This is a genomic window from Salinispora sp. CH2A1_6 (assembly GCF_056820975.1).
In genome coordinates, this window is record NZ_JBXEDG010000001.1 from 673342 (window position 1) to 691566 (window position 18225).

At 68.8% G+C, this 18225-nt stretch carries 17 protein-coding genes and 1 pseudogene; 11 read left to right on the forward strand and 7 right to left on the reverse strand.

The window, feature by feature from the left end:
- The first annotated feature begins 5 nt into the window (after nucleotides 1–5).
- The 3 genes and pseudogenes from AC1UKG_RS03210 (at nucleotide 6) to AC1UKG_RS03220 (ending at nucleotide 3417) form a co-directional block, all read left to right on the forward strand.
- Nucleotides 6–1661 (forward strand): multicopper oxidase family protein, encoded by a 1656-nt coding sequence (locus AC1UKG_RS03210; RefSeq protein ID WP_482641857.1) that lies wholly within the window; start codon nucleotides 6–8, stop codon nucleotides 1659–1661.
- 182 nt (nucleotides 1662–1843) lie between these two features.
- Nucleotides 1844–2059, forward strand: a pseudogene (locus AC1UKG_RS03215) (hypothetical protein); the annotation flags it as partial.
- A gap of 26 nt (nucleotides 2060–2085) precedes the next feature.
- Nucleotides 2086–3417, forward strand: coding sequence for a hypothetical protein (locus tag AC1UKG_RS03220; RefSeq protein WP_482643179.1), 1332 nt, complete (start codon nucleotides 2086–2088; stop codon nucleotides 3415–3417).
- Between the two features lie 137 nt (nucleotides 3418–3554).
- On the opposite strand, the gene AC1UKG_RS03225 is transcribed toward AC1UKG_RS03220, so the two are convergent.
- Both AC1UKG_RS03225 and AC1UKG_RS03230 read right to left on the reverse strand, forming a co-directional pair.
- On the reverse strand, nucleotides 3555–4127 hold the full coding sequence (locus tag AC1UKG_RS03225) for a GNAT family N-acetyltransferase (protein WP_018745723.1): 573 nt from the start codon (nucleotides 4125–4127) through the stop codon (nucleotides 3555–3557).
- Between the two features lie 71 nt (nucleotides 4128–4198).
- Complete coding sequence (locus AC1UKG_RS03230) at nucleotides 4199–4975, reverse strand: hypothetical protein (protein WP_482641856.1); 777 nt, start codon at nucleotides 4973–4975, stop codon at nucleotides 4199–4201.
- A gap of 226 nt (nucleotides 4976–5201) precedes the next feature.
- Here AC1UKG_RS03230 and AC1UKG_RS03235 point away from each other — a divergent pair, with 226 nt between their 5' ends.
- Nucleotides 5202–6401, forward strand: coding sequence for an RtcB family protein (locus AC1UKG_RS03235; RefSeq protein WP_018814302.1), 1200 nt, complete (start codon nucleotides 5202–5204; stop codon nucleotides 6399–6401).
- 188 nt (nucleotides 6402–6589) lie between these two features.
- Here AC1UKG_RS03235 and AC1UKG_RS03240 read toward each other — a convergent pair whose 3' ends face one another.
- The gene (locus AC1UKG_RS03240) at nucleotides 6590–6910 is read right to left on the reverse strand and encodes a DUF397 domain-containing protein (protein WP_019870698.1); all 321 of its coding nucleotides are present in this window, start codon (nucleotides 6908–6910) and stop codon (nucleotides 6590–6592) included.
- Nucleotides 6907–7758: a helix-turn-helix domain-containing protein gene (locus AC1UKG_RS03245; RefSeq protein WP_482643180.1), complete on the reverse strand. Its 852-nt coding sequence runs from the start codon at nucleotides 7756–7758 to the stop codon at nucleotides 6907–6909. Before AC1UKG_RS03245 ends, AC1UKG_RS03240 begins: the two co-directional genes overlap by 4 nt.
- A gap of 697 nt (nucleotides 7759–8455) precedes the next feature.
- On the opposite strand from AC1UKG_RS03245, the gene AC1UKG_RS03250 reads away from it, so the two are divergent.
- The 6 genes from AC1UKG_RS03250 to AC1UKG_RS03275 all read left to right on the forward strand — a co-directional run bounded on the left by AC1UKG_RS03250 (nucleotide 8456) and on the right by AC1UKG_RS03275 (nucleotide 14050).
- A complete protein-coding gene (locus AC1UKG_RS03250) occupies nucleotides 8456–8872 on the forward strand; it encodes a flavin reductase (protein ID WP_482643185.1) in 417 nt (138 codons plus the stop codon).
- 43 nt (nucleotides 8873–8915) lie between these two features.
- Entirely contained in the window at nucleotides 8916–9743 is an 828-nt protein-coding gene (locus tag AC1UKG_RS03255; protein WP_482641854.1) for a polysaccharide deacetylase family protein, read from the forward strand.
- 9 nt (nucleotides 9744–9752) lie between these two features.
- Nucleotides 9753–10928, forward strand: a complete 1176-nt coding sequence (locus tag AC1UKG_RS03260) for a UDP-N-acetylglucosamine--LPS N-acetylglucosamine transferase (protein ID WP_018745732.1) — start codon at nucleotides 9753–9755, stop codon at nucleotides 10926–10928.
- Nucleotides 10929–10989: 61 nt separating this feature from the next.
- On the forward strand, nucleotides 10990–11493 hold the full coding sequence (locus tag AC1UKG_RS03265) for an S-ribosylhomocysteine lyase (RefSeq protein WP_018745733.1): 504 nt from the start codon (nucleotides 10990–10992) through the stop codon (nucleotides 11491–11493).
- Nucleotides 11494–11629: 136 nt separating this feature from the next.
- Nucleotides 11630–12658, forward strand: coding sequence for a hypothetical protein (locus tag AC1UKG_RS03270; RefSeq protein WP_482641853.1), 1029 nt, complete (start codon nucleotides 11630–11632; stop codon nucleotides 12656–12658).
- A gap of 84 nt (nucleotides 12659–12742) precedes the next feature.
- The gene (locus AC1UKG_RS03275) at nucleotides 12743–14050 is read left to right on the forward strand and encodes an MFS transporter (protein ID WP_482641931.1); all 1308 of its coding nucleotides are present in this window, start codon (nucleotides 12743–12745) and stop codon (nucleotides 14048–14050) included.
- Nucleotides 14051–14057: 7 nt separating this feature from the next.
- On the opposite strand, the gene AC1UKG_RS03280 is transcribed toward AC1UKG_RS03275, so the two are convergent.
- A complete protein-coding gene (locus AC1UKG_RS03280; protein ID WP_026271788.1) occupies nucleotides 14058–14510 on the reverse strand; it encodes an Lrp/AsnC family transcriptional regulator in 453 nt (150 codons plus the stop codon).
- A gap of 97 nt (nucleotides 14511–14607) precedes the next feature.
- On the opposite strand from AC1UKG_RS03280, the gene AC1UKG_RS03285 reads away from it, so the two are divergent.
- Nucleotides 14608–15528: an SMP-30/gluconolactonase/LRE family protein gene (locus AC1UKG_RS03285; RefSeq protein WP_018815578.1), complete on the forward strand. Its 921-nt coding sequence runs from the start codon at nucleotides 14608–14610 to the stop codon at nucleotides 15526–15528.
- A gap of 488 nt (nucleotides 15529–16016) precedes the next feature.
- Here the strand turns inward: AC1UKG_RS03285 and AC1UKG_RS03290 are convergent, their stop codons facing one another.
- On the reverse strand, nucleotides 16017–17288 hold the full coding sequence (locus AC1UKG_RS03290) for an MFS transporter (protein ID WP_482641852.1): 1272 nt from the start codon (nucleotides 17286–17288) through the stop codon (nucleotides 16017–16019).
- Nucleotides 17289–17305: 17 nt separating this feature from the next.
- Nucleotides 17306–18145, reverse strand: a complete 840-nt coding sequence (locus AC1UKG_RS03295) for an SDR family oxidoreductase (RefSeq protein ID WP_482641851.1) — start codon at nucleotides 18143–18145, stop codon at nucleotides 17306–17308.
- Nucleotides 18146–18225: the final 80 nt, after the last annotated feature.

Genomic DNA, 18225 nt, shown 5'->3' on the forward strand with positions numbered 1-18225 from the left:
CCTTTATGCCATCGCTGCTCACCCGCCGGCACGTGATCGCCGGGATCGCCGGGGCCGCTGGTCTCGCCGGCACCGCCGGAGTCGTCGCCGTCGCCGCCAACCGCAACACCCCGAAACTGGTCGACCCGCATGCCGAGGCCATCCGCCGCGCCGAACTGGCCCGGCAACGCCCTGGCGCCGCCACCGTGCGCGCCACCCTCACCCCCCGCCCGGTGACTCTGGATCTGGGCGGTGTAACCGTCGACACCTGGGGGTATACGGAGGACGCCCCCGGTCCGCTGATCAGGGCGAAGGCCGGTGACCGGCTCCGCGTTGACGTGGTCAACGAGTTGCCGGCGGACACCAGCGTGCACTGGCACGGCCTCGCGCTGCGTAACGACATGGACGGCGTTCCGGGGGTCACCCAGGACCCGATCGGCGCGGGCGGGCGTTTCACCTACGATTTCACCGCGCCCGATCCGGGAACCTACTTCTACCACCCGCACTCCGGGGTGCAACTCGACCGGGCGCTCCACGGTGTCCTGATCGTGGACGACCCCAACGACGCGGGCCGCTACGACCAGGAGTGGGTCGTCGTCCTGGACGACTGGGTCGACGGCACCGGGCGCACTCCGGACGACGTGCTGGCTGCGCTCGGCGACGGCACCGACGGGATGCACGGCGGGCACGGCGACGGCACCGACGGGATGCCCGGCGGGCACGGCGACGGCACCGACGGGATGCCCGGCGGGCACGGCGACGGCACCGACGGGATGCCCGGCGGGCACGGCGACGGCACCGACGGGATGCCCGGCGGGCACGGCGCGACCGGCATGGACCACGGCGCCGGGATGCCGATGGGCGGCAGCATGGAGTCCATGATCTCGCCGCTGCTCGGCGGCGCGGGTGACGTCGACTACCCGCACTACCTGATCAACGGTCGGGTGCCGGCCGCCCCCGTCACGCTCACCGCCCGGCCCCGCCAGCGGGTACGCATCCGGTTGGTCAACGCCGCCTCCGACACCGCCTTCCGGGTGGCGCTGGGCGGGCACCGGCTCACCGTCACGCACAGCGACGGGTTTCCGGTCGTCCCGGATGTCACTGACGCACTGGTCGTCGGCATGGGTGAGCGGGTTGACATCGAGGTCGTCGTCGACGACGGGGTGTTCCCCCTGGTCGCGGTCGCCGAGGGCAAGACGGGTCAGGCGCTCGCCGTGGTCCGGACCGGAGGCGGCAGCCCACCGTCGGCCGAGGTGCGCCCAGCCGAACTCGAGCGCCGTGTCATTCTCACCAACCAGCTGGGGGCCGCGGACAACGTACGGCTGACCCCGCGCGAACCGGACCGGACCCATGATCTGGTCCTCGGTGGCGGCATGATGCCCTACCGCTGGACCATCAATGACAAGACCTTCACCGACGCCGAGCCGCTCCTGGTCGGGGAGGGCGAACGGGTACGGCTACGGATGATCAACCAAACGATGATGTTCCACCCCATGCACGTGCATGGGCACACCTTCGCCCTCGGCGACGGCGGCCCCCGCAAGGACACCGTCATCGTGACCCCGCACCAGACCGTCACCGTCGACCTCGACGCGGACAACCCCGGACAGTGGATGACCCACTGCCACAACATCTACCACGCCGAGACCGGCATGATGATCAACCTGGCCTACCGGCTGTGAGCTGGCCGGACCATGACTGGTCCGGCCATCGCCGTCGGCGCGGGTTCCTGGACTCTCGTGGCAGCCGTCGCCAAGGTGTAGGCCCACTTCAGTGCGCCTGGACACCGTAGTGGCGACGCAGAATGCCCCCACTGGCTCGACTGGCCGGCACCACCGATGTCTCGTAGCGTGGCTCGCGTGACCAGGGCGCCTCGATGGCGCTGGAGGACGCCGTGGCGCTGGCGCGCTGTCTAGCAGCGCACAACGACCTGCACAAGGCCTTTGCCGCCTATGATCCGCTGCGCCGGGAGCCAACCCGGGCGGCGGCTGAACCATCGGTGATCCGAAACCTGCCAGTACCGATTGAGCCTAGCCACGAGCCGGGCCATAGAATCTCGGCGGCCAGGTTGATTGACTGATCAGTCAAAATCCCCGAGGGAGCTCCGTGACATCGTTGAGGCGTGGTCTCGTGCCACTGCTCGTGGCACTCGCGTGGGTCGGACTCTGGGCGGTGGCGCTCCGGCCGGCGGTGGGTCCGACCAATGATGGCTACCGCTACGCGCGCGTCGCCCTCGAACTGCTCGGCGAGTCACCAGCTGACGCTCAGCGTGATGCCCTGGCGGCCTACTGCGGCAAACTGTCTCGCTGGGAGGCCCGTCGCGCGTCGGTCGGCCCGCTGACCATGTATGACGCTCCCGAGATCACCCAACGTAGTCAGGCGTGCGTCGCGCGTTACCCGGACGGGCTGACACCCAATAACCCACGCTACGAGGCGATTTTCAACGACCGGGTGGGCTACCCGGCCCTTACCACCCCGCTCGTGGCGGTCCTCGGCGTCAACGCTGGGCTCACGGTGACCTCCGTGCTGTGTACCGCGATCGGGGGGCTGCTGATCGTCCGCCTGTTGCGGGAGATCGGCGTGCCCCAACACCTGGCGGTGGCCGGTCAGATCGCCTATTACGGCTCGCCAATCGGATTCTGGGGTGCCTATCCGTTGACCGAGGGACCGGCGATGGCGCTCACCGTGGCCGCCCTGCTCGGCGCGGTGTGGCTACTACGACGGCGCACCGTAGCCGGGGTGTCACTGCTGCTCGGCGCGTTGGCTGCGGGTGCCGTGATCCGATTCTCCACCTTCTTGCTGGTAGCGGCCGGGCTGGCCGCGGCCGGGCTGCTCATTTTGGCTACCAGTCGGCGGCATCGCCACGTCGGGACCGGGTTGGTCGTCGGCGTTGGGGGTGTGACCACGGTCGGCATCCTCGCAGGCGCCAAGTTGCTCGGCCTGTCAGGTGCGGGGGAGACACTGCAGGACAAGTGGACTGGCCACTTCACGCATCCCGATGTCGCCGACCCCTGGCAGCGGTTGGTGGACCTCAACGTCACCTATTGGACCCAGTGGCTGCAGCAGGAGTTGCGGTCGCCATGGCTGCTGCTCGGTCTGGCCTTTGGTGCGTGGGCGCTCCTACGCCACGATCGTGCTCTGGGGTGGCTCACGCTGGCCGTGGCCGGCACCGGACTGGCCACCCAGATCGCCCACCCGGTGGTCAGCCAGGGCAACCGGCTCCACATCGCGCTGTGGCTGGTGCCCGTGGTCGGCATCCCGCTGCTACTGGCGAGGAGGGGGCGGGCCAGCAGTCCCCCGGAGCCTTTCGCCCCGGTCGCCGCTGCTCCCATACCGATGCCCAGGCCAACGTCCGATCGGCTGGCGACGGGGCAAGCGCGGCAGCCAGAGTGGCCCGGTGGCGGTACGGCAACGTTCCCATCCAGAGCGCGACGATGAAACCCCCGATTCCACCGACGGCGAAGGCGGTGGGAAGGAAGTCCGCGGAGCGACGGGGCCACTCACGAGACCGCCGACGCCGGGTCAGTCGCAGTTCGGCGATGGTGTCGACGAAAGCTCCCGGGAAGGGCGGGTGCTCACCGGTCGTTGTCGAGCCGGGAGTGGAGGTGCATGTCGTGCCAGCCGTCGATGTGGTGGCCCTCGGCGCGTTTTGTGCCTTCCAGGGCAAAGCCGGCGTACTGCGCGACCCGGCAGGAGGCGTTGTTTGCCGTGGAGTGGCAGAGCTCGACGCGGTGTAAGCGGAGGGTGTCGAAGGACCAGGCGGTGACCGCGGACAACGCGCGGGGGGCGACCCGACGACCGCGCGCCTCCGGCAGCACCCAGTACGACACCTCGGCCAAGCCCTCGGCAAGGTTGACCCGGCGCAGGCTGATCTGCCCGACGACGTGTCCCGCAGCCAGCACGGCCCAACCGGCCCCGGTCTCCCCGCTCCACCGGCTGGACCAGGCGGCTATCCAGTCGCCAGCTTCGTCGTGGGTCATCGAGCGGCAGTGCCAGCGCTGAATGGTGGGGTCGGCGTAGCCGGCCACGACGGTACGCCGATCTGCGGGCCGCCAGGGGCGAAGCAATAGGTCCTGCGCGGAGAGCTCGGGTTGCGTCAGTGCCGCCATCGAGCCCGCTGGCAGTGCGGGTGCGGAAAGCAGTGGCATGCGTCGAATGTAGAGCAGTCGAACAGGTCCGGTGTCGGCGTCCTGGTGCTCGCCGGTGGCCCGCAGGTAATTTAGGGGTCGGGCCGTGGCACCCACCAGTCGCCGAGGGTTTCATGGAGGATCAGTAGGACGACGCTGTACGGGATCGCCGCGAAGAGGCCGATGCCGAAACCAAGAGCGCCGCGGTCTCGTCGCTCGCCGGTGCCGTGGGCGGTGGTACGAGCGGGCGGACGGGCCCACGGATGCTCCCGGGCCAGCCAGAACAACAGGCCGAGACCCTGCGGTGTGAGGTAGATCAGCCAAAACCAGAACCACCGGGTACCCAGGCGTGGGGGTGGGCCGGCGACCACAACGCCAAGAGTGACAGCGGTGAAGAGGAGGGCGATCCATCCGCCGACGGGTGTGCGCTGGGGGAGGGCGCCGGCTCGGTCTTCGATCCCGGACACGCGGAGGTTCTGTGCGATGCCAACAGCTCCGACGCCGGAAAAGCCCTCTTCGTCAATGGCACCGGTGACGGCTACCTCGTGGAAATCGGTGGTGTCGGTCCAGTGCACCCGGCCGTCGGAGGTCTCCCACGCGAAGAGGGGCCCGAGTTGGTTGGAGCTCTGCCGCAGGACGGGAGCTCCGAACCAATGCCGGGATTCGTTACGCCCCCAGTGGTCACCCCACTGGTATGCCACCACGCGGCCGGCGGTGGCGTCGGCCGTCGCCCGTTCGTAGCTCTCATGCCGGGGCGCAGTCCACCAGGCCGCGACCGAGCCGATGAGCCACAGCAGGACCAGGGTGAGCCGGAGCGCATCCCACCACCGCCGGCTCCGGTCTACCGTGCTGAGGACGCCCACCTCCATGGGCGCATTGTTCCAGGGCGGGACCGAAACGGCGTACCGCCAGGTCTGGCTTGCCTCCGATGGCTCGGCGCTGGCACGTGATCGCTGCCGCAGATAATCCGGTGATCTCGGCGGTTGTCTTCGCGATACTGGGCGGACGAAATCGAGACCGTAGTCGCCGAGCACGCGCACGCGACCCGGTTTTCGGTAGACCTGTGAAATCGTGACCGCCGGGAAGTGCCAAATCATGACGTACGCCGTGCTGCCCTCCACCCGGGCTCCGGTTCGGGTGTGGACCGATCCGTACAGCATCGAACCGCAGGCCGCTCAGCAGCTCCGCAACATCGGCACCCTGCCCTGGGTGCAGGGCGTCGCCGTGATGCCCGACGTGCATTTCGGTAAGGGCGCCACCGTCGGCTCGGTCATCGCGATGCGGCAGGCCGTCTCGCCGGCCGCGGTCGGCGTCGACATCGGCTGTGGCATGTCGGCGATTCGGACCTCGCTGACCGCGGCCGACCTGCCGGACGACCTCGCAGGGCTGCGGCACGCCATCGAGGACGCGATTCCGGTCGGCTTCGCCCAGCGCGACACGGCGGTAAACCCGCGTCGGATCTGGGGGCTGGCGCAGGCAGGGTGGGACGATTTCTGGCGGCGCTTCACCGACCTGCACACCGGGGTCGCCCGGCTGGAAGGCCGAGCGATGCACCAGATGGGGACTCTCGGGGGCGGAAACCACTTCATCGAGGTCTGCCTTGAGCAAGGTGGCGTGGATGCGGGCCGGGTGTGGTTGATGTTGCACTCCGGCTCCCGGAACATCGGCAAGGAGCTGGCGGAGCGGCACATGGCCATCGCCCGGCGACTGCCGCACAACGCCGCCCTGCCCGACCGTGACCTGGCGGTCTTCCTCGCCGGGACGGCGGAGATGGACGCTTACCGGCGGGACCTGTGGTGGGCGCAGGAGTACGCGCGGCGCAACCGCGCGGTCATGCTCGCGCTGCTCTGCACCGTGGTCCGGGACCGGTTCCCGCAGGTGAGCTACGACGAACCGATCAGCTGCCACCACAACTATGTCGCCGAGGAAACCTACGACGGCGTGGAGGTGTTGGTCACCCGCAAGGGTGCGATCCGGGCCGGGGCTGGAGAGCTGGGCATCATCCCCGGGTCGATGGGGACCGGGTCCTACATCGTGCGGGGCAAGGGCAATGAGGCCGCGTACTGCTCCGCATCGCACGGCGCGGGCCGGCGGATGTCCCGGGGGCAGGCCAAGCGGAGCTTCACCACCGATGATCTGGCGGCGCAGACCGCCGGGGTGGAGTGCCGCAAGGATGCCGGGGTCGTGGACGAGATTCCCGGCGCGTACAAGGACATCGAGGCCGTGCTGGCGCAGCAGACCGACCTGGTCGAGGTGGTCGCGCACCTCAAGCAGGTGGTGTGCGTAAAGGGGTAGGCAGGCCGTGTCGTGCCGCCGAGGCCGCAGGGGAATGCCTCCCGCTACCGCTTCGGCCTCTGGTGATGAAGGTGTAAGCCCCCCAGCACGCCAGCGCTGGGGGGGGGCTTAAGTGCTTGTCAGCGCCGGGCGTTGCGTAACGAACGCCTGCCACGCCTCCGGACCGAACACCAGCGTGACCATCAGGTCTATACGCCTACCGGTGCACATTCTCCATCGTTGATCCCTGCCCGGAACGCGGTCCACTCTGCCGACGTGAACCGCAGCTCCTGCCCGTCCTTGCAGACCTGGACGCCGCTGGGTAGCTGGATGACCCATGGGTGCTCGTGGCCCGTCCCCACCGCCCGGATGAGGTCTTCCCACTCGGAGTAGGTGGCGGCCAGCTCCGGTCCAGCCGGGTCTTTGCTGTCCCGAATGTAGACCGTGTGGGCTGTGTGCGCCCATTCGACGCAATTGCCGCCGGAGCCTCCAGATCGGGTGCTTTTACGGTACTCGCGGAGCTGAGTCATGGCTGATACTCCAGGATCGGAACGGCTTGGCAGCAGACAAGCCTGAATATCGTTTCGTACCGGGTGATCTCGACGCCCTTTTGCAGGTACGCGGCGGAGCTGGGCGAGTCGAGATATACAACTGACGGGTCCTCCGCAGGGTCCGGAAAGTCCAGGATCACGAACGCGGACTCCATCGCGGCGTGCGCGCCAACTGCGAGCGGTAGGACCGAGATGGTGGTGTTGGGCCGGGTTGCCACCTGACGCAGCCTGGTGATTTGCTCGGCCATCACATCCGACCCGCCGACCTCGCGCCGCACCGCCGCCTCGTTGAGTACGACATGCAAGGCCGGTGGTTGGGGGTCGGACCGCGTGAGGATCGCCTGGCGATTGATCCTTAGCGCGACACGACTTTCGATTTCGTAGTCGCTGTCATCGGGGTTGCGCGCCTGGTAGACGGCGCGCGCGTACTCGGGCGTCTGCAACAGGCCCGGGATCAGTTCGGACTCGTAGGTCCGGATCGTGGCCGCAGCGGGCTCGATCTCCAAGTAGAGGCTGAACCACTCCGGGACATCGTCGCCATAGACGTGCCACCAACTCTGACCGCCCGTCGCCAATGCGAGCGCGGTCAGCTGCTCGGTTTCGTCCGCCGATGCCTGGTAGTGCGCACACAGCACCGCGACATCTTGGGGTTTGACCGGGTGCCGTCCGGCCTCCATTTTGAACAACTTCGCTCGGCTGATGCCGAGCCGCCGATGCGCGACTACCTCGTCAACCGATGCACGGGTGGTGTCGCGTAGCCGGCGCAGTTGCCGGCCGAGTTGGCGGCGGACCACGGTCGGGCCAGCTGATGGGGCTGGAGCGGGCATGTTCCTCTCCTCGTAATCCCTGGCCACACCCACAGTGTCTCAACCTGAGACTGCACCGTTGGCGCTGGGGCCCAGTAGAACAGCGGCGCGAGGCCAGTGGAACAGAAAGCGGGTCGTGATACTTGTGCCGCGAGAGTATCACTGCGATAGTCGAGTGAAGTTCGGTCACCACGCGCAATCAAACCGAACCCCTCGGGAGTTAGTGCGATGCCTCGTACTCCCGGTCTTTGCCTGATCTGAGAGGGGAACAGACCATGGTTCGCTGGCTACTTCGCCGCTGCCGCCGCCCCGCACCGTTGGGTGTCACGAGCCGCACCACCCCGTACGCGGCGTGCGCTAGTGCCCTCCACCCGAAACGACCAGCCAACCAGCCCATGTGGATGACCCAACCCACCGTCGCCAGCCCCCAGGTAGGCCGCGTCGGCTGGCTTACTCCGGCGCAGCAGTGGCGAGCCAACGGAGGCCGCTGGTGACCGCGCACCAGCCGTCCGTCCACAGCGCCGACAGGCGAGACTGAGGGGACGTCGATGGTTGTCATTGCTACTGCCGTCGTCGTTGGGCTCGCCGTCGGCGTGGTCCTGGGCCTGGTGACCAAAACCCGTTCGAGCAGTTGGTGCCCCCGGTGCGGTGACCTCAAGCGCTGCCTACGTGACCACCACGCGGGCAGGAGCCGACCGTGACACGCGCGCACGACCCGATGCGCCCGCTCTGGCGGTGCCGGTCCTGCGGCGCCGACTGGCCCTGCCAGCCCGCACGGCTCACGTTGCTGGCGGAGTATCGCGGCAGAAGGTCAGCGCTACTGGCCCACCAGAGCAACCTCCTGGCCGAGGCAACTGATCAACTATCCCGACTCAACGGCACCAGGCCGGACCTCAGGCAGAGGTTTGTCAACTGGTGCTGGCGGGCAGAACCCGAACACCCCACAACCAGCACCATCGAGCCGGGAGACCCGGACCTGGACCTGGTGTTTCGCGGCATCGAAATGATCATCCGTAGCCACTGGGGAGGACGGACCTGCCCCCGGTGCGTGACCACAGGCTGTCCACATCTCGACTGGGCCGACGACTGGCTGGCCAGCCTACGAAGGTCCTCGGAAGGCCGCCCAAGCGGGTAGCGGAGTCCGAAGCGGGTATCGGAACGCCGTGGCAGGTGGCGTCGTGGCAGGTGGCGTCCGGGTCGGGGGGCCCGATCTTCGGCGTTGGTTGGCGGGGACGGCCGCCGTCGCCGCGGGCGGGGCGGTGGGGCACGCGTTGCCGGTGGTCACCGCCAGCGGTGTGCTGCGGCGCCGGTGCTGGCCCCGGCTGGCCGGGGTGGGCGCGGCCAACCGGATCGCGTTGACCTTTGACGACGGGCCACGCCGTGCCTCGACCGCCCGGTTTCTGCGGGCGTTGGAGCGCGCCGACGTGCGGGCCACCTTCTTTCTGCTCGGCAGATTGCTCGACCGCGATCCCGGACTCGGTCGGGAGATGGCGGACGCCGGGCATGAGCTCGCGGTGCACGGATGGGAGCACCGGAACCTGCTGTGCCGATCCCCTGCCGCGACCTACGCCGACATCGCCCGCGCTCGGGATGCCGTCGCGGCCGTCACCGGAGCCGCACCGTTGTGGTACCGCCCGCCGTACGGCGTGCTGACGATCTCGGCGCTGCTGGCCTGCCGGCGGCTGGGCCTGACCCCCCGCCTCTGGACCGCCTGGGGACGCGACTGGGACGCCACCCGGTCTCCGGCGTCGATCTGGGAAACCATCGTGAAGGACCTGGACGGTGGGGGCACGCTGTTGCTGCATGATTCGGATCATGCGTCCAGCCCGGGTTCCTGGCGCGGTGCCCTGGCCGTCCTGCCGCGCCTCGTGAGCTGGGCCCAGGAACGGGAGCTGACAATCGGGACGCTCGGCGCACACGCGGAGACCGAGGCCCCCGGGGAGCCCGGGGCGTGGCGCATGCCGGTCCGGGCACGACCGGGGCATGGCGACGTACCGGGTGGGTAACCGCAGCCGGTGAAGCCACGGCCGGGCGGGAGAGGTCCGCGCGCCGGTACGTCCCCGGTTGGTGCCGGTCGCGACGACCCCGGCGGCCGGGGTCAGCTGCGGATCCTGGTCGTCTCCGCCGACATCGGCGCGGGGCACGACGCCGCCGCGGCCGAACTGGCCACCCGGCTCGCTGGCGACGGAGTCGTCGTGGAGCAGCTCAACTTCTTCACGGCCCTGCCCCGGCCGCTGCACCGTCTCGTCCGGGAGGGCTACCGCACCATGCTCCAGCGGTTTCCCTGGAGCTACGACGCGCTCTTTCGGTTCACCGACCGGTCGTCGTCGATGGTCCGGGCGTTCCGGGCCGCGCTGCGGGCGGCCGTACCGCAGATGCTGTCGCGGATATCCGCGGACACCCGCCTGGTGGTGACCACGCACCCGTTCGCCAACCAGCTACTCGGCCCGATGCGCGGGACGGGGCAGCTCACCGTGCCGGTGCTCAGCTACGTCACCGACTTCGTCGTCCACCCGATCTGGGTCGCGCCCGGCGTCGACACCTACTGCGTCATCCACGACGGGACGCAGCGGCAGGCACAGGCGCGTGGGGCGGCTGATGTGCGGGTCGTCAATCCGCTGATCTCCGCCGCTTTCGCGCCCTCGGCAACGGCCTGCCAGCGTACGGCTCGGGCCCGGTTCGGCCTGCCCGAGCAGGAGCGGCTGGCGTTGATCGTCGCTGGCTCCTGGGGGGTGGGCGACGTGGCCCGGACCGCGCGGGATGTGCTCGCCGCCGGCTGCGTCACCCCCGTCGTCGCGTGTGGGCGTAACGTCCGGCTCCGCCAGCGCCTGAGTGCCTTTCCCGGACACGTCCTGGGCTGGGTCGAGGACATGCCCACCCTGATGCGGGCGGTGGATGTGGTGGTGGAGAACGCCGGCGGGCTCACCTGCCAGCAGTCCCTGGCCGGTGGGCTCCCCACCGTCACCTATCGGCCGATTTCTGGGCATGGTCGGGCCAACGCGCAGCTGCTCGCCGAGGCGGGGCTCACCACCCATGTCACCAGCGCTGCCGAGCTGGGGCCGGCGCTGACGGAGCTGACCGGCGTGGCGGCCAGCCCGGCTCTTCCCGTCGGCAGCGCTGCCGACATGGCCGGCTTGATTTCGGAGGTTGTCCGGAGCGGCAACCGGCTTGACCGGAAGCGGTCAGTATGAGCGCGCACTCCTCCTAGGCTGGGGGCGAGTCCGCCTTGGGAGTGACCTAGGAGCCCTGGTTATGCCGCAGTCACACGACTTGGATCATCGGCACGTGGTGCCGCCCTACCTGCGGATCGTCAACGAGCAGCTGGTGCCGGGCACGAGCCAGCCGGTCGCGCTCTGGGACTTCCGGGTGGCGAAGCCGAACGTGTCCCAGGTGCCGGGCCCGGTCATGCACTCACTCGAACACTTTCTCGGCACCTACGTACGCCAGCATCACCCCACGATCATGAACGTCGCGCCGATGGGGTGCATGACCGGCGTGTACGTGTGGACGGTCGGTCCGTGGAGTTTCGACGACCTGGCTGAGGTCATCGCCGCAGGGCTGCGCTCCGTCGAGGACGCGACCGAGGTGCCGCTCGCGAACGTTGTCCAATGTGGCTCGGCGGAGTACCACTCGCTGGTGGGTGCGCAGGAACTCGCCGCGCAGCTGCTCGCGAAGCGGGATCAGTGGGGGGATCCGGGCCCCGACGCCCATGAGGTGAGCGCGGCGGACCTGCGGGAACTCGCAACGGGCCAGTGAGCCGACGCCAAGAGCGGGCCAGTGAGCCGACACCAAGGTGGTAACAGGGGAGGAACGTCCGGCAGGAAGGCGAGAATAATTTTACTTTTGTCCCTAGCGGGTCCGGCGGTCGTGCCCGCTCGGTGGAGGGGGACGCATGATTCGCCGTCGGTTCATCGCCTGCGGGCTGCTGCCGGTTGCCACCGGATTGAGCCTGCTCGCGCCCGCCACACCGGGTTCGGCGCAGCCTCGCCACGAGTCGGACAGCGCCTCGGCCCGGGAGGCGGCCGACGCGTCCGCGACCGAGCGGCTCGAGATCCGGGCACCCCGCGAGTTCAGCGGCATCGCCTGGCTCACCACCGAGGAGAGCGACGGGGTGGTGCAGGAGGTCTTCCTGGTCTGCCACGACACCCGGGACAACGATGCGGAGCGCGAGCTGCCGCGACTCTCGATCGTGCGGACGCCCGTGGATCCGAACGGAATCATCGTCGACGAGCTCGACGTCGAGTTTCCCGGTCGAAGGGTGCCGAATGACCTCGAGAGCATCGCCCGGCTGCCCGGTCGGAACGCGGCCCTGCTGGCGGAGAGCAACGCCGACGGCGACGACCCCGACCCCACGATCTATCTCGCCCGGTGGGACCGGGACCTCAACGTCGAGATCGTGAGTGCGGTGCCGTGGCCCGAGACGCCCGAGCCGCTGGTGAACGTCGAGGCGACGGCCGTGGCGACGATCCGCGGAATGGACTACTTCCTCTACGCCGAGCGGGCGGAGGGCCAGGACACCACCTTCATCCACATGACTCGCCTGAAGGTGTACGAGGACGGCGAGATCCGGTTCGGCCGGCGGTGGACCTCGGTTCCCTTCACCGCACTCGAACCACCGGGTGGACGACCCGCCTCCGGCATGGACATCGACCGGTGGGGCAACGTCTACGTCTCATCCGCGTACGACCCGGGTGACCTCGGCCCCTTTGACAGCGCCGTGTACCGGGCGGCGACGGTCCGGCAGGAGGGACGCGGCGGCGTGCGGCTGCGTCCGGTCGAGCCGCCCCAGCAACTGGCGCGCAGCTCGGGCCTCAAGGTCGAAGGCGTGGGACTGGTTGCCGGCTCACTCCCGATCTTCATCGGGGACGACGACGAGGACTACGGGGGCCTGCTGCGGCAACTGCGGGTGACCTTCGAGTAGGCCGGTGTCGTTCACCGTGCGTCGGTGGGCGATCCCCCGCTGGTGGGGGCAGCGAGCCAGGTGCCGTTCTGCGAGCATCCCCGGGTGACGATTGGCGATCCTCCCCGTGCCGATGAACGGACAACGCCGGGCCCAGCAGGCCACCTGACTGCTCCGCGTCGGGACGCCGGGCAGCTGGGCACCCCGTTCTGGCAGCTGTGGTCCGCGTCCGCGGCGTCGAACCTCGCCGACGGGATCGTCAAACTCGCGCTGCCGCTGGTCGCGGTCAGCTTGACGGATTCGCCGCTGCTGGTGGCCGGGGTGGCGATGGCGTTCAGCCTGCCGTGGCTGTTCTTCGCGCTGCCGGCCGGCGCGTTGGCCGACCGGTGGGACCGCCGCCAGGTGATGGTGGCCGCCAACGCGGTGCGTGTGGTGTTGTTCGGGGTGATGGCGCTGGCCGCGGCCCTGGATGCGGCGTCGATCTGGCTGCTCTACGCGGTGGCGTTCGGTGCCGGTGTCGTCGAGACGCTCTACGACACCTCGGCCCAGTCGATCCTGCCGCAGGTGGTGTCGCGGGACGCGCTGCCGCGTGCCAACGGGCGACTGCACGCGGTCGAGTTGACGGCCAACCAGTTCGTTGGCCCACCCCTGGCGGGGTTCCTGGTCTCCGCGAGCGTGGCGGTGGCCGTGGCGGGGCCGGCGGGTCTGTGGGCGGTCGCGGTCGCGGCGTTGCTCCTCATCCGTGGCCGGTTCCGGGTCGAACGGGAAGCGCCGACCAGCCTGCGTCGGGACATCGCGGAGGGCCTCCGGTTCCTCTGGCGACACCAACTGCTGCGCACCATGGCGGTGATGGTGGGGGTCAGCAACTTCACGATGAGCGCGATCTTCGCGGTGCTGCCGCTCTACGCGGTCGGTCCCGACTCGGCGATGGGGCTTACCGAGCCGGGGTACGGGCTGCTGCTCGCGACCCTGGCCGTCGGCATTGTGCTCGGCTCGTTGGTCGCGGGGGCGATTGAACGACGGCTGGGCCGCTCCGCCACCCTCGGCGTGGCAATAGTCGTCGCCGCCGGGGTTGCCGGCGTACCGGCGTTGAGCGCCAATCCGTTCGTGGTGGGTGCCGTCTACTTCGGCGGCGGGATTCTGGTCGCCACCTGGAACGTCATCACGATCTCGCTCCGCCAACGGATCACCCCCGACCGGTTGCTCGGCCGGGTCAACAGCGGCTACCGGATGGTGGCCTGGGGCGGCATGCCCCTCGGTGCGCTCACCGGCGGTCTGCTGGCGGAGTTGCTCGGCCTGCGCGTGGTCTTCGCGGTCATGGGTGTGTTGGCGCTCAGCCTGGTCATCGGACTGATCTGGGTGACCGACAGTGCGATTGACGCTGCCGAGCGGGAGGCGGAGCAGCAGGTGTGAACGCCGTTCACTCCGGGTCAACGCTGATCGGCCGTTCGAAGAACGACTCCAGGACGACGATGGTCTGGGTGCTGGTGACTCCGTCGATGGCGAAGAGGCGCCTCAGAAGGGCTTGCAGGTCTTCGGTGGTGGCGGTGCGCACCTTCACCAGCGCGCTCGCCGTGCCGGCGATGATGTGTGCCTCCTGGATCTCGGGGATGGCCGCGAGCGCGTCCCGGGTGGCCGCGTCCCCCATCCACGCGTCGGAGCCGAGCAGCACGTAGGCGAGCACGTCCCGGCCGACCGCGGCCGGATCGACGTCAACGGTGGTACGCCGGATCACGCCCCGCTCGCGCAGCTTGCGTACGCGTTCGTGCGCCGAACCCGCGGACAGGTCAACGGCCGCGCCGAGGGCTGCGTAGGACTGGGTCGCGTCCTGCTGCAGGCGACTCACCAGGACGCGGTCAATATCGTCAAGCATCGAACAACCTCGGGACATCGGAACGGTCGAGAACTTGACCATATCAGATTCGGAGGCCATGCTATGCTGTAGAACAGCATCTGGCAAGGAGGCCGATATGCCTGACACAGTCCCTGCTGAGTTCCGACTGCTGGACGAGCGTTTCCGGGACCTCGACGGTGACTTCGTCCTGTCGGTCCTGCACGGCGACGCGCGTAAGTCGGAAGGCCCGGCCTACTTCGCGGCCGGCCGCTACCTGGTGTGGAGCGACATTCCGAACGATCGGCTGCTGCGCTGGGACGAGACCACCGGCGCGGTCGGGGTGTTCCGCCAGCCCTCGGGCTACGCCAACGGCAACACGGTCGACCGGCAGGGCCGGCTGATCACCTGCGAGCAGGGAAACCGGCGGGTAACCCGCACCGAGCACGACGGAACGGTCACCGTGCTGGCAGATCGCTACCGCGGCAAGCGGCTCAACAGCCCCAACGACGTGGTGGTCCGGGCCGACGGCACGATCTGGTTCACCGACCCGAGCTACGGCATCAACAGCGACTACGAGGGCAACAAAGCCGAGCCCGAGTTCGGCGGCGCGTGCTACGTGTTTCGGCTCGACCCCCGCACCGGGGAGCTGCGGGTGGTCGCGGACGACTTCTTCCGCCCCAACGGTCTGGCGTTCTCATCGGACGAACAACGGCTGTTCATCGTCGATACCCGGCAGGAGCCCAGCCACATCCGGGTCTTCGACGTCGGCGCCGATGGGAACCTCAGCGGCGGCAAGATCTTTGCCGAGTGTGACTACGGGCGCTTCGACGGGCTGCGCATCGATGACGCCGGTCGGGTCTGGGCCGCGGCCTGGGACGGCGTGCACTGCTTCGCTCCCGATGGCAGCCTCATCGGGAAGTTGCTCCTGCCCGAGCCGGCCGCCAATCTCACCTTCGGTGGGCCGAAACGCAACCAGCTCTACCTCACCGCGGGCCGGTCGGTGTACGCGCTGCGAGTCACCTTCAACGGCGCCCGCTACCCGGAATCCAGCGCCTGAGCTATTCCGGCAACGAGGCCAGTGCGGTAGGCAACCGGGCGGGCGACCTAGCGTCGTCCTGCCGGGACCAGGCGGTGCTGTGCCGCCCGCTGTCGAGCTGCCCTCATAGCTGGGGCGCAGGAATGTCCCGCGCCCGCCCAGCAGCCCGCCGGTGCCTGGCCCACGCCGAAAAGGCGTGCGCCGGACGCCCCTGGTCACCGCCGAAAGGACTGTGCCAGACGCTCCTGGTCATCGCCGAAAGGACTGCGCGGGCCGCCCCTGGTCCCCGTCGAGGGACGCGCCGACCGTGTTTGCGTCGGCGGAGCCGGCGCGTCCATGTTGGTCGACTCGTGGCGGCGCATCCGCCTCGATCGACACCTCGGTCTGTTACGGCTGATAGCACCTGCTCGCGGCGGCCCGGGGTCGAGCCTTGGCGTCGGTCCCACCGGTGGGGCAGCTCGACAGCAAAACTAACCCGGTGCCGGTTTCCCCAACTGCAGTAGGAGTCATCACAACTTGACCTCTCGAGGCGGATTCTTGACCTCACTGCCCAGAGCGGATCTCTTGAGAAATAGCATCGATACGGTGACGAGCGCGGCGAGCATGATCGTGGCGATGCCGGAATACAGTAATGTTTCCGCGGCGCCCCAAAGTGTGACCAGTGGGCCGCCGAGTGCCGCACCCAAAGGTGTTGCCGTGGTGGTGACGGCTGACCGGGCTGCCAGGACGGACGTAAGTTCGGAAGCAGCTGCAGCCTGCTGAAAAAGAGAGATAGTGAACGCTGGGAATGGGCCGTAGATCAGTCCGCCGATGGCGAACGAAATCATGGTTGCTGAAGTGTCGTCGGTGATACCGAAGGGGAGTAGGGCTAGACCCCAGCCGAAGATGATGGCGGTGACAGCCGGCCATCTGGGCGCGCGGGCCAAGGCGCCGCCGGCGAAACCGCCGATCACTGCGCCGATACCGAACGCGGTCCAGAATGCTCCGAGTAGCTGGCCGCTTCCAGCCAGGTTGCCGGTCACGTAGAGCGGAAGCCCAACCTCGACCGGACCGTACAGGAAGAAGAAGACGGCCGTGACCAGCAACAGGAAAGCGAGTTGTGGTCGCTGCGCGAGTATCCGAAAGCCGGCCACGACGCCAGCCCGCCGAGCGACCGCCAGCTGCTGTGGAAGCTTCAGGCGGGCGACCGTGGTGAGAAGGATCAGGTATGAGACCGCATTGACCGCGAGGATTGCCGAGCCGTCCAGTCTCAGCAAGATTATACCGGCAATTGCCGGGCCGATGATGATGCTGATCTGGTGGGATACGCTCAGCAGGGCATTCGCGGGAAGCTGACGGCCGTCGGTGAACAACTGACTGACAATAGTGTAGAGGCCTGCGTTCCCCCACGCCGAAAAGAGAGACGAAACGGCGAGGAGGGAAATGTAGGAAAAGGTGTCGAGCTGGCCGGTGGCGGCCAGCGCGACAATCGTTGCCAGCCCAAGGGCTCGCAGGCCGGTGCTTGCGGCGACCAGCTTCTGTGCGCTCATGCCGCCGAACCACCGGCCCAGCACCAGAGCTCCAAGGGCGCCGGGGAGCGTATACGCCGCCAGCGACAGCCCAGCGACAACTCCCCCTTGCCCCGGCCTGGCCAGCTGTATCGCCAACCACGGTATTCCTACAAGTGCCATGCCGTCGCCCAGGAAGGAAACAGCTGAAGCGGATATCAGTCTGGAGTACCGGCCGTCGGTGAGAACAGGGCGATACGCGGAAAGAAGAGGGATTCGGATCTTACCCAGCAACCGGGCTCCCGGACGGTTCAGGCGAAGTCTGCGGCGTGGTCGGCGGCCCACTGGGCGAAGGTCCGCGCAGGCCGTCCCAGCACCGCCTCGACCTCGTCGGTCACCTGCTCCGGTTTCTCCACCATCGCCGCCCAGCCGGCCAGCGCCATCTCCGCGAATGTGGCGTCCTCGAACGCCTCGACCAGCATCGGCCGGACAGCCTCCGCCGGGATGTCCTCCCACCGCACGTCACGCCCGATCGCGGCGCCGATGAGGCGTACCTGCTCGGCCTGGGTGACCGTCTCCGGGCCGGTGAGCACGTAGGTCCGCCGGTCGTGCTCGTCGCCGGTCATCGCCTCGACGGCCACCGCGGCGATGTCGTCCTCGTGGATCAGGGATCGGGCCGCGGCGCCGTACGGCCAGCGCACGACCCCCTCGGCGCGAATGGCGTCGGCCCAGCCCAGCGTGTTCGTGGCGAAACCGGTGGGGCGCAGCATTGTCCCGGGGAGATCGCGTTCGTGGAGGGCGCGCTCCACCAGCGCCCAGAACGAGTTCGGGTCGGCTTCGGCGGAGGCGGCCGACAGGTACACCACCCGGGGTGACCCGGCGCTGGCCAGCACGTCCGCGAGGGTCGGCGCGAGCACACCGGTAGCGGCGGGGTCAACCAACGGCCAGATCAGGAACACGGCCCGGACCCCGTCCAGGTGCGGGCGGAGGGTCTCGGGATCAGCCAGATCGGCGGTGACCGCCGTTACCCCCGCCGGGAGGTTTGCCCGGGTGGGGTCGCGGACGACGGCGCGGACGTCGTGACCTGCGGAAGTCAGCCGCGCCACCACCCGCCGTCCGACGTTGCCGGTCGCGCCAGTAACCAAGAACATGGGTCTCCTCCAGGAACGCTCCGATCGCGATAGGGCGACGGTAAAACTTCAACCGAGGTTAAGGTCAACCGTTCGCCGCG